This window comes from Allomuricauda sp. XS_ASV26 (genome assembly GCF_041224615.1).
In the GTDB taxonomy this organism is placed as follows: Bacteria; Bacteroidota; Bacteroidia; order Flavobacteriales; family Flavobacteriaceae; genus Flagellimonas; species Flagellimonas alginolytica.
The window spans coordinates 419,173-430,597 of the sequence record NZ_JBGFGK010000030.1; the positions used below are offsets into that span (position 1 = coordinate 419,173).

Consider the following 11,425-nt stretch of genomic DNA (forward strand, 5'->3'; position numbering starts at 1 on the left):
TGGATAGTTCATCGTATTTCCAACAATATTTAGACCTTTATACTGTTATATTTTCTGACAGATATCAATGCAAAAACAAACCAACATAACACTGGCCATTGCGCTGGTTTTTGGGCTTATTTTTCACGGGGCAACCATCTTTTTTACGTTGGAATCCACCTATGATGCCCTTATACACCTATTTTTTGCCGACCACTACGCAAACAGCTGGTTCGAACCATGGGATTATCGCTGGTACACCGGGTTTACCGTACAAGGGTATCCTCCATTGGTTCACCAGTGTATGGCTTTGCTTTCCTATGTAGGAGGGTTAAAGTTCGGATTGTTTACCATGGCCTTGTTTATCATTGCTTTGTTCATCACCGGAGCATACCGCTTTGCCTTGGTCATTACGGCCAATCGTAAAATCGCAGGATACACTGCCCTGCTTGCGGCCTTCTCGTCCATGTTTTTGGAAACCTTGCACATTTTCGGACAATTGCCCAGTTTAATGGGCATTTCCATTTTAATGCACGCCCTGCCCGAAATCTACATGTGGATAAAGACCGGCAGAAAGTTCAAGTTGATTTCCTCGCTTTCCATGATTGCGGTTACTGTAACCTCCCATCATGTGACCCCAATTTTTGGTATGGTATTTTTTATTTTTCCATTGATAGGGTTGGTAATTATGGACGCCTGTAAGGAAGCTGTGGGCATCAACACCAAAATCACCTTCAAGGTTTTTTTGCAACAGTTCAAGAGATTGTTTTGGCGCATTGTTGTATTTGGTGGCGGTTCTTTAGTCGCCATTGTAGGCTGTATATTGCCGTATTGGGTCAATTCCAAGAAAAATCCGATTACACAGGTTCCGATTCCGCATGGATCTCGCGATAATTTTCTGGAGGTAACCTCTTCGGGCTTGGTCTTTTTTCTTATCCCATGGGGAGTACTCCTTTTTATATTGCCTTATCTTTTTTATCGATTCTACAGTAAACGATTATTGTTTTTTGGATTGTCCTTTTCCATGCTGACCCTATTGGGTACCGGAGGCACTACGCCCTTGCCCAAAATGTTATTGGGAGATACCGCGTTCAATATCCTTACGTTGGATAGATTTACGCTTTGGGCCACTATTATGGCACTGCCCATTTTTGGCGAATTTGTATTTAGATTGGTAGAAGGTGACTTTAGACAACAATTGATAAAAGCCTTTAAAAAACCACTACATTATGTTTTGGCCGGTGGATTGGGCATCAGTTTTATTACCATGGCCATTTTTACCATGAGCTTAAATTATTTTAGGCCCTCCCAGCCACAGAAAATAAACATGCTGCCCATTGTTAATTTTCTAAATCAAGATGAGCACGATAGATGGCGCTATTTACCGCTCGGTTTTGGGGATCAAATGGCATGGCTGTCCGCACAGACCAATGCCATGACGGTGGATGGCAACTATCATTCCGCACGTAGGTTGCCCGAACTGACCACTAGGGCCATTGAACGGTTGGAAAACTCAAAGTTCAGGGGTGTGGAGGGCATTGGTTCCCTACAGCAATTTTTGACCGTACCTGAAAAATACAATCTGAAATACATTTTTTCCAACGATAAGTTTTACGACCCCATTCTCTATTTCTGCGGATGGCAGCGCCTGCAACAATTGGAGAACGGCATTATGGTCTGGGAGCGTCTCAACATCTCCCCTTTGCCCAAGGTAATTCCCAAAGATGACGTACCCAATTTCTTGAAACTGATGTGGGGACTGATTCCTGTAGGGACTTTGATTCTGGCGTTTATCATCAATATTCAAATTCCGTGGTACTGGAAGCTTAAGGGAAAAGCTGCCCCGGTGGACGATTATTTTCATCATGCACCTAAATACAATGGGATTTCCACAGGACTTTCCGTTGTAAATGGAGTTTGGGGCATTGGTATTATCGGTATCTTCCTTTTTAGCATCTATCATTTTTATTTGGACAATGCCACCCAAATAAGTGCTAAAAATGTAGTAAAAGCCTATTATGATGCCTTGGATTTTAAAGAATTTGAAAGAGCACATTCCTATTTAGACCCAGAAGAAGAAGTAAGTCTTTCTCAATATATGTTGGAAGTTTCGGTTACCGACGGCCTATTGAGTTCCTACGCCAAATTGGACGCAATCGGCATCACTGAAACCAAAGTATCTGAAAATTATGTAGAAATGGATGTGGCCACCAAATGGATCACGCCTTTGGAGAAAGTGGCCCGCAATTATCAACACACGGTCGTTAAAAAGAACGGACAGTGGTACATCAAACCCAAAAAAGTAGACAACGATATTCCGCCCAACCAATTGATCACGTCCAACCAAACCCAATATTACAACCATGGTCGTAGACGGATAACCACACAGCAAACCTACCATGAGGATATCCTTCGACAACCTATTTTAGAGGTATTGTCGGCAAAATTGGTAAAATATAAGGGCAGTTACAGTATTGTTGGAGAGCTTCAGAATATCGATAATGTACCTGCGGATGTCTCCATAAAAGGCACGCTGTACAATAAAAACGACAAGGAATTGGCACAGCACGATGTAAAATTCCATGCCAAACACAAGCTAATGCCAAAGGAAACCACTTCTTTCCGAATAGATTTTGAAGGTATTGCGTGGTCGTCCACAAAGGATACCCTGCCCCCCACTTTTGATCCCGACCAATTTACCCCGATCAGCCTGGAAGAGCAACCTGTTACATTTGACCTGCAATGTGCCGGCAACGTGGCCACTTCTGATCTATATAAATCGGTGGCCTTGCAAAACTGGCACTTGGACCAAAACCTATTAACGGGGACCTTATTTAATTACGGTACCCAAGAGGTTACCATACCTCAAATTTTGACTTCCTACTATTCGGACCAAGGGGATATTTTGTGGGTAGATCATCATTTTACATTGGATGGCATCCGTATCCAACGGAAACAGAGCTTCGAAATTCCTATGTTGGACTTGAAAGAAATCGAGGTGATTGCAGAAGGTTTGGAAAACTGTTACGTGAATGGAACTCCCAACACTGAAATCACCAACAACTATTTTTCAGATAGAAACAAAGCGGTTAAATGGGAAATGATGCGTCCATACACCGGAGAAGGGTACCATTATTTTAAAGTGGAGTTGAACAATTATATCGGTAATCCCAAATAGATGAAATTTTGGCAATACATAGGGCTAGTATGTTTAGGAGCAATCAGTTGCTCCAAACCTGTTGATGCCAATTTGGGAAAAACGGTAGAGGCCATTCAAATCACAACTACCCAAAAGGAGTTTATAGCCGGCGAAGCCATTACCCTTCAGTTTGATGGAGAAAAAGAGAACCAGCTCCTATTGATTCAAAATGGTTGGGGCACTATAGCCATACCTGCGGATAGTACACAAACCTCATTAACATTTTCGCTTCCAGCAACTGTTGCCCAAAAAAGCGGGTGGGTGCAATGGAAATTAATTGGCAATGAAACGATAACCGCTACAGGTGACTTTTTCATAAGACCTAGTACTACCTTGGCCGTGTCCATGGAAACCTATTTGGGACCGACCAGCATTTTTGCGGATAAAAAAGACCAAGCCATGATCGTATCCTTGCCGCAGGACAAGTTTGGAAACCCCATGCCAGATAGTACTCAAATCACACTAACGGAAAAGTTTAAGTCCGATCAAAAAAGTACCACCACATTGGTACAGGATATGATTTCATTTGCCTATGTGGGTAATAAAGCATCCGTAGGCGAACTTTTTATAGGGTCTCGTCTTGAGAATCAAATATCCAAAGAATTTACCGTTAGCGTTCTGCCTACTAAAGCTGCTGATTTCGCTATCAATTTTGAAAGACAGCATAGCTATGCAGATGGTAATCAGATAGTTTCCTTTACCAGCTCAACCATTAGGGATCAAAACAATAATATTGTTGCCGATGGAACCTTGGTCAATTTTGTGGTCGAGGATGCATCTGGCAATAGTTTACAGACGTACGGCACTACCTTGAACGGTGTTGCAACAGGCAAAATGCTCCATCCCGAGGTGGTAACGGAGTGGAAGGTAAAAGCACACATCAACGGACTATCACAAAGCAATAGCCTAAAATTGAATTTTGATGCAGCCGTAATGGATTATTTGGTGGATAGCTCGAAAGATGGCCGAATCATCAGCGTTGGACCTATTCTTAGTTATATGGGCCAATGGGTTCCCGATGGTATGGGCATCCAATTGGAAATGCAAGATTCAGATGGGAAGTCAGTACTGACTTTAAGTAGTACCACAAGAAAAGGAAAGGGAACATTTGAACTTCCCGAAGGGATAAATGCGAATACCCACAAGGGATTTGTAATTGTAGCAGGAATTAAAAAATCGGTTAACCATAAAACTGAATGATGGCTCGGAAAAACCTATATAGATCCTTGCTCTTATTGAGCTTTTTGGCCTTAAATGCAGGTATCATTTATGGTTTGGCGGCCGCTTGGAGTTTTCTGAACACTGGGGCGGACAAGTCTTCCATTCTTCATATTGGCGGTGCTATTGAAAAAGCCTATCAACCTAAAATCGTATGGACAACCAATGGGCAACGTGGCAGAAAAATATCCCAACAGGCCCTTACCGAACTCGAAAAAGACTATATCAATGCTTGGTATGTAAAAAATATTGCCTTATCAACTTTTGACGTACTTGGAATTGAAGATTACTACACCGAAGACGCCAGAGAACATCTCAAACAATTGATCAAGAACAATCTGGACAATCAAGTTCGGATAGAAGCCACTACCCTAGCTCATCATCCTCGATTGGAGTTTTATAGTTTGGATGGGAAATTGGCCGTGCTTACTGATAACCATGTGGTTCAGGTTGAAAAAATATTTGCTAACGGGCAATTCCTGCAGCAACAAAAATCCACACATAGTTATCAAGTAATTTTAATGTTGGAAGATGGTTTTTGGCGGGTTCGGCAAATGGTTAAAATTCAAAATCCACCTGAAGCCCAAGCACAAAGGGAAGAGGTTTCATTCAATGTGAACTCATTAAAGGGAATCAACTATTATCCAAAGGATAACCCATGGGATATGTTCGGGAAGAATTTTGACAGCGAGGCCATCAATGCTGATTTTGAGACCATAACATCCCTAGGTTTAAATTCCGTTCGGGTATTTGTTCCCTACGAAACATTCGGGGCTGCTACGGTAAAAACTGAATATCTTGACCAGCTTGAAGAATTGTTAAACTTGGCACAGCATAACAACCTGAAAGTTTTGGTCACCCTATTCGATTTTTATGGGAATTATGAGCTAATGGACTGGACCCTGACCCACCGACACGCCGAAACCGTAGTTTCCCGATTACAAAATCATGAAGCTTTGTTGGGATGGGACCTAAAAAACGAACCTGACCTCGATTTTGACAGTCGTGGCAAGGAAAATGTACTGGGTTGGCTTTCGGAAATGGCACAACTCATTAAAAAGAAGGATAGCATCCACCCTATTACCATTGGATGGTTTGCCCCCGAAGCGGCGATAAACTTGGTCGAGCAAGTGGATTTTGTTTCTTTCCATTATTACGAAGAACCAAAAAATCTAAAAGAGCGAGTCGCTGCCTTGAAAGAAGCGATCGGGGAAAAGCCGATGGTGTTGGAAGAATACGGAAAATCGAGTTACAGCGGTATTTGGAATTTGTTTTCCAACTCAAAAGAGGCTCAAGCCAATTATTTGTCTGAAATACAAATTGTTTTGGAAGAGGAGCAGCTTCCTTCCTTTATTTGGACCCTGCACGATTTTGAAACCGTGCCAACACAAGTGGTGGGTAGAAAACCCTGGCGAAAAGCACCACAAAAGCATTTTGGCCTCATAGATCTGAATGGTGAGAAGAAACCCGCCTATCATACAATCATAAAAAAAGAAAAAGGGACAACTAACTAAAGTTATCCCCCTTTCACACTTAACCTAAAAACCTATGCTATACTTGTCTCGTTAATTTCCTGTAATTCTTGCGCAGGAGTTGGCAACAATCCTTTTTTTGCCTGTATCACTTTAAAATGATCCAGGTACATTTCGGTGATTTTGGACATGGGCAGCGAACATGCTGCTTTATAATTTGCTTTCCCCAAGTGAGTTCTGTACGTCTCATTGGTCAAAATACTTTCCAATGCTTTGGATAAAGATTCCACATTCTCCGGCTCAAAGAATTCGCCTCGGTAGCCTTCTTCCCTGACCAAGATGCCCAAGTCTCCCAAATCTGGCAACACTACCGCCTTTCCATAACTTCCTGCTTGGTGCAATACTCCGGAACTTCCTGTTGTAGATGTGTAAGGAAAAACCACTACGGCACTGTCCCCGAAAATATGTGGAACATCTTCCTCGGCCACATATCCGGTAAATCTTAGATTCTTTACATGGCTGTATGTCTCTTGCACATTCTCCAAGTACCCTGGTGTGTTTGGACTATCCGTCCCAGCGATTACAATTTCAATATCCAGATCGGATTTTGTACGCAATAATTCAACGGCTTCGATCATTGGCTCCACTTTTTTGTAGGTCCCAAACTTTCCGAAAGCCATTACCTGCATAGGGCCTTTTGGTAAATCGTAGTTGGGAGCTGGTGGGGTTTCGAAGGCGCCATGTGGCACGAGGGCTACATTATTGACCTTGTACTTGTTTTCCAAAATAGTTTTGTACTTGCTGATGGTAACGGCCAGTACATCCGAGGCCAATACAAAGCGTGTTAGGGTGGTACCAATAAAATTGTATATTTTTTTAAGGAATCCGTTCTGAGTGATTCCTGCATTTTCCAAATCCACTTGCTCCAAAATATTGTGCAACAAAGAGATGGTAGGAATGCGCATCATTTTACAAACAAAAGGCAATAAAAGTCCAAGAGCGGCAGGAACCTTTTTGTCACCAAACTTCAAAAACTGAAGATTGAACAAAACAGCATCTGGTTTTTCTTTTCTGATGGCCTTTGCCACTCTGTACATATTCTTAAGGTCGTTGAAGTTCCAACACTCCTTAACAGTTATAGGACATCCTTCCTCTTCAAAGGAAAGGTCTTTTGGTGCTTCGGTATGGTCCGTAAGCAATACAATCTCGCTTACTTCTTCTTGAAGTCTAAAATGTTTTACCAGATGGTATCCATATTCGGTAAGGGTTACTTTACTTGGGGGATACGCTGTTACAATTGCTAGTTTCATAAGGTTAAGTTTTTGTTCTATAAGATTTTAGTGATACAAATATCCGCACAAAACCCTGTAAAAAAGGCGATTAAAGGACGGTTGAACAAAAAGTGTAGACGAATGGAAAAGATGAAACGATAAGTTTAAATCCATAAAAAAGGGCCGGAAAACAACATGTGCTTTCCAGCCCTAGGCCTGCCCTCTATTATGGGGGAACCCTATCTCCTATGAGATAAAAAATAGAGTATTTGAACGGCAAGCAACACCAACATTACCAAAATCTGTAGTTGGACCACCATGGCCAAACTACTATGGAACAACACAATCAAAACTATCTGTGACACACCCATCACTGCTGAAAACAAAATGGGTTTATAATGATCTAAGGATAAAAAGTAATAAGTAAAAATATTTGCCACGGCAAACAAAGATGTGGCCAGTGCATATTGCCACAACAATGAAGCCATGGACAAATAGGCATCTCCAAACAGTAAGGTGATGATAAGCTCTGGGAACAAGGCACAAGCTACTACTATTGCTGTGGAAAGCAAACCGATATACCCAACATACTTAAACAAAATATGCCCCGTAGGCTTGCCTTCTTTTTTAAGACGAACCACGGTGGGCAAGAGCAACATTACGAACATCCAGGCCACAAAATACACCACGCGGCCGATCAATGCCAAGGAAGCGTAAAGACCTGCTTCTTGTGCTTCAAAAAAGTGTTTCACCAATATAATATCGCTATTGTTGATGATGATCTGGGTCAATTCGTAGCCGGCCGTGATCAACATAAAAGTCCGCACCTTTGACCATTCCAAACCTGTAGGAGCTTTTGCTGTTTTTGCAAGGCTCAACTTTTTGTAAGGGAACAATCCAAACACCAGGGAAACCAAAATTCCAAAAGAGACCAATGCACCAAAATGGTCACGAATTACCAAAAAGGCCAATAGGGTAATTCCCAATCTGCCCCACATTTCCAATTGATAGGAGATGGCCAATTTGGCAAAGGATTCTTCCCCTTGATATTGACCTCGGTTTACGCTCATTACAAAGTAGATAGGAACACCCACTGCAAAAATTCGGAACATTACCGTGTTTTCCGTGTGCAAAATATTTTGGAGCATTGGGGCTGAGAAAAATACCATTGCCCCCAACAAACATCCAATCAAAAGTGCAAAAGCACCTATTCGATTTCTAAAAACATCCCATTGATCGGATGGTAATGTGGCAACAAATTTTGCTGTTACCAACTGAAAAGTCATTCCCAAAAATGAGAGCACCAACAGCAAGGTCACCAACAAGGCTGCATCCGCAAAGGCTTCTGGACCCAAAATGCGCCCCAACAATAAATTATAAATATAGTTTCCTCCGTTAACCAATAAGGCACTCAGCATAAAAAGCTGTTGAGGGGAAATTCGGTTTTTTACTAGGTTAAGAACGGTCATAGCATAAAAAATTATGAGGTGGCTTTTAAACACAGTTGCTTCAAATCCTTTTTGGGCAACCATCCATTTATGGTGAAATGGCAATCCAAAAGCACTGCATTGGCAAACATTTGAATCAATACCTTACTTGCCAAATCATCGATTACCGAAACTCGTTGTAAATCAAGTTTAACGGTAGTACCTCGTTTAATGAAGTTTTTCATATGTCTTTCAAAAATCTTGATGATGGTACTGTCCAATCGTCCATTTACTGAGAAGACTCTTCTACATTCGGTGATTTGTAAAGCCATGATTTTTAGTTGTTGAGGTTAAGATTTATTCGACTTGTTACAGCAAATATCCACTGATTTGACGTTTTAAATTGGACGGTGTAGACGGATGACGGATAGCTGTAGACGAATGGTAAGGTTCGCCCTTCGGCCGCGGAAAGACTCGTTTTAACTTTACCATATCAAAAAAACCTCAAAAGCTTAACCTATGAAACGCTTTATTCACATCATCATTTTTGTGGTCGCCATACAAGGAGTTTTGGCCCAGTCCGAAATGGAAACCGGATTTCAACTTTTGGAAAAAGGGAACTTCTCCCAAGCTGAAAACTTTTTTGGTGATTTCCTTAAAAATAATCCCGATAACAAAACAGCTCAAATCTGCTACGGGCGTGCTGTGGGGCTGAACGGAAACCCGAACAAGGCCAATACCTTATTTAATGGTATGTTGGAAAAGCACCCGGATGATTACGAGGTTCGCATCAACTATTATGAATCCTTTTTATGGGGCAAACAATTTAAAGCTGCGGAAAAATTGTACGCGGGGCTAGTTGAAGATTACCCCAACAAATTTGGTGCTGTTTTAGGTTATGCCAATACGTTGAGCAATCTTCAAAAATATAAGGAAGCTTTACAATGGATAGAAAAAGCTTTGCAATTGCAACCTGGTAATCCAAGTGCGCTTACTTCAAAAAAATACATGAACCTTGGGTTGGCCAACACTTTGGTACAGGCACAGAATTATGATGAGGCAAAAATCAAACTAAAATCCATTTTCAACGATTTTCCAAATGATCGGGAAACCTTGCTGAACTTGGCCAATGTATTTTTGATTACCAAAGAGGTCGATAGTGCAAAAACGTCCTATCGCAGACTTGCCATTTCTGCAAAAGACTCTGTTGTGGCTCTAAACGGAATTGCCTTGGCCGAGCATATTGGGGAAAACGATAAAGTGGCCTTGAAGGTTGCCATCCAATCAAAAAATAAAGTAGACAAGATCAACGATAACGAACTTAAGGAAAAGACGTTTGAACGCTACGCCCAAGCCCTGATCTGGAACCGAAAGTTTGTTTCTGCCAAAAAATACATCGATAGTCTTTCCAACCAATTTGGTGATAAAAATTGGGTGTTGGCCCTTAAAGCCACCCATGGAATGTACACCGGGAATATTAAGAGCAGTCTACAGCATTATGACGCTATTCTGGCATCGGACAGTACATCTTTTGATGGAAATTTAGGAAAGGCCAATGCGCTATTCGCCCTCGGAAGGATAGAAGAGGCATACGCCGCCACCAACAAAACCTTGTCGATTTTTGAAAATCAAAAAGATGCGCAAGGGCTAATTGAAAAAATAAACGGACAATATAGCCCTTATGTACAAGAAACGGCTTCTTACAGTTTTGATAATGGGAATAACATAGCATATGCCACCAATACATCGGTGAACCTGCCATTGTCCACCAAGTTGCAAACCGTTGTAAATTATCAGTACCGATTAACAGAAAATTCAGAAACCTCAGCAAAAGCGCATACGCATACCGCAACCGCTGGAGTTACCTACGCTATGCTGCCGAAGTTGAAAGTAGTGGGCCTAGCAGGAATCAACAATGCCCAGTTCAATGGTAATGGCTACTCGCAACCCATTATAAGTGCTAAAGTGGTTATAGAACCGTATCGTTTGCAAAACTTGGAGGTTGGATACCAACGAGAGGTTCAAAATTTTAATACGGATTTGATAGAGCGTGAAATTGTAATGCAGCATTATGGTTTAAACTACAACCTTGGTTCCAATTTTGGATTGGGATGGTACACACAGCTTATGCACACAGAGCAAAGCGATGACAACCAACGCGACCTTTTGTTTACTTCTTTGTACTACACTGCATTGCGAAAGCCCAACTTAAAGTTTGGACTCAACTACCAGTACTTGGCCTTTGCGGAGCAAGTGCCTACCATCTATTTTAGTCCTGAAAAATACCAGGCCGGGGAATTCTTTGCTGAAGTGAGCGGAAAATTTAGCGGTAACTCCACCTATAGAATCAATGCGGCAACGGGTTTACAGCAGGTGGAAGATGATGATATGACTTCTATTTTTAGGGTAGAAATGAATCTAAAACACCAATTTACCAAACGATTGAGTGGCGGGTTGTACGGAAAATATAGCAACATTGCCTCGGCGACTGCAGCAGGCTTCCAATTTACTGAAGTGGGCATACAACTGAAATGGCTTTTTAAAAAGCAGCCTTTTTTTAATGGGAGCATTGCTTCAAGGTAGAATTTCTATTCTCTAAAAAGTAAAGCCCGGTCATAAATGATCGGGTTTTTTAGTTAGTCTTCTATTCCAAATTGGTTTTTGATAATTCGCTTGACAGCCTTTCTTGACCTAGGCACATTGTCCGTCTTTAAAAATTCATCTAATTGCATGGCAATACTGTTCAATTCAACATCCTCTTTCAATTTGAGTTGGTTCTCCCTCATCCGTCAGTATTAATTTAATACATCCCCTTCAGTTGTACAATTAATCAAGGAATCCAAAGAAATAAGACTCAAT

8 protein-coding genes are annotated in these 11,425 nt (G+C 41.5%); 4 read left to right on the forward strand and 4 right to left on the reverse strand.

Annotated elements, in window-relative coordinates; genetic code table 11:
* The first annotated feature begins 67 nt into the window (after positions 1-67).
* The 3 genes from AB9K32_RS07015 to AB9K32_RS07025 are packed head-to-tail and all read left to right on the forward strand — an operon-like array spanning position 68 to position 5,910.
* Positions 68-3,157: a hypothetical protein gene (locus AB9K32_RS07015; RefSeq protein WP_369884769.1), complete on the forward strand. Its 3,090-nt coding sequence runs from the start codon at positions 68-70 to the stop codon at positions 3,155-3,157.
* Positions 3,158-4,378: a hypothetical protein gene (locus AB9K32_RS07020; protein ID WP_369884770.1), complete on the forward strand. Its 1,221-nt coding sequence runs from the start codon at positions 3,158-3,160 to the stop codon at positions 4,376-4,378.
* On the forward strand, positions 4,378-5,910 hold the full coding sequence (locus AB9K32_RS07025; protein WP_369884771.1) for a cellulase family glycosylhydrolase: 1,533 nt from the start codon (positions 4,378-4,380) through the stop codon (positions 5,908-5,910). Before AB9K32_RS07020 ends, AB9K32_RS07025 begins: the two co-directional genes overlap by 1 nt.
* Positions 5,911-5,942: 32 nt before the next feature.
* Here AB9K32_RS07025 and AB9K32_RS07030 read toward each other — a convergent pair whose 3' ends face one another.
* From AB9K32_RS07030 to AB9K32_RS07040, 3 genes are all read right to left on the reverse strand, one after another.
* Entirely contained in the window at positions 5,943-7,178 is a 1,236-nt protein-coding gene (locus tag AB9K32_RS07030) for a glycosyltransferase (RefSeq protein WP_369884772.1), read from the reverse strand.
* Positions 7,179-7,378: 200 nt separating this feature from the next.
* Positions 7,379-8,557 (reverse strand): sugar isomerase, encoded by a 1,179-nt coding sequence (locus AB9K32_RS07035; protein ID WP_338195800.1) that lies wholly within the window; start codon positions 8,555-8,557, stop codon positions 7,379-7,381.
* Positions 8,558-8,619: 62 nt separating this feature from the next.
* The gene (locus AB9K32_RS07040; protein ID WP_338195803.1) at positions 8,620-8,898 is read right to left on the reverse strand and encodes an STAS domain-containing protein; all 279 of its coding nucleotides are present in this window, start codon (positions 8,896-8,898) and stop codon (positions 8,620-8,622) included.
* Positions 8,899-9,085: 187 nt separating this feature from the next.
* Here AB9K32_RS07040 and AB9K32_RS07045 point away from each other — a divergent pair, with 187 nt between their 5' ends.
* Positions 9,086-11,149 (forward strand): lipopolysaccharide assembly protein LapB, encoded by a 2,064-nt coding sequence (locus tag AB9K32_RS07045; RefSeq protein WP_338195805.1) that lies wholly within the window; start codon positions 9,086-9,088, stop codon positions 11,147-11,149.
* A 53-nt stretch (positions 11,150-11,202) separates the two neighbouring features.
* Here AB9K32_RS07045 and AB9K32_RS07050 read toward each other — a convergent pair whose 3' ends face one another.
* Positions 11,203-11,352, reverse strand: coding sequence for a hypothetical protein (locus AB9K32_RS07050; RefSeq protein WP_338195808.1), 150 nt, complete (start codon positions 11,350-11,352; stop codon positions 11,203-11,205).
* Between the last annotated feature and the right edge of the window lie 73 nt (positions 11,353-11,425).

What these genes read in the sequence shown, in the direction of transcription:
- AB9K32_RS07015 (WP_369884769.1), top strand. Translation starts at nt 68, where the DNA reads ATGCAAAAACAAACCAACATAACACTGGCCATTGCGCTGGTTTTTGGG.
- AB9K32_RS07020 (WP_369884770.1), top strand. Translation starts at nt 3,158, where the DNA reads ATGAAATTTTGGCAATACATAGGGCTAGTATGTTTAGGAGCAATCAGT.
- AB9K32_RS07025 (WP_369884771.1), top strand. Translation starts at nt 4,378, where the DNA reads ATGGCTCGGAAAAACCTATATAGATCCTTGCTCTTATTGAGCTTTTTG.
- AB9K32_RS07030 (WP_369884772.1), bottom strand. Translation starts at nt 7,178, where the DNA reads ATGAAACTAGCAATTGTAACAGCGTATCCCCCAAGTAAAGTAACCCTT.
- AB9K32_RS07035 (WP_338195800.1), bottom strand. Translation starts at nt 8,557, where the DNA reads ATGCTGAGTGCCTTATTGGTTAACGGAGGAAACTATATTTATAATTTA.
- AB9K32_RS07040 (WP_338195803.1), bottom strand. Translation starts at nt 8,898, where the DNA reads ATGGCTTTACAAATCACCGAATGTAGAAGAGTCTTCTCAGTAAATGGA.
- AB9K32_RS07045 (WP_338195805.1), top strand. Translation starts at nt 9,086, where the DNA reads ATGAAACGCTTTATTCACATCATCATTTTTGTGGTCGCCATACAAGGA.
- AB9K32_RS07050 (WP_338195808.1), bottom strand. Translation starts at nt 11,352, where the DNA reads ATGAGGGAGAACCAACTCAAATTGAAAGAGGATGTTGAATTGAACAGT.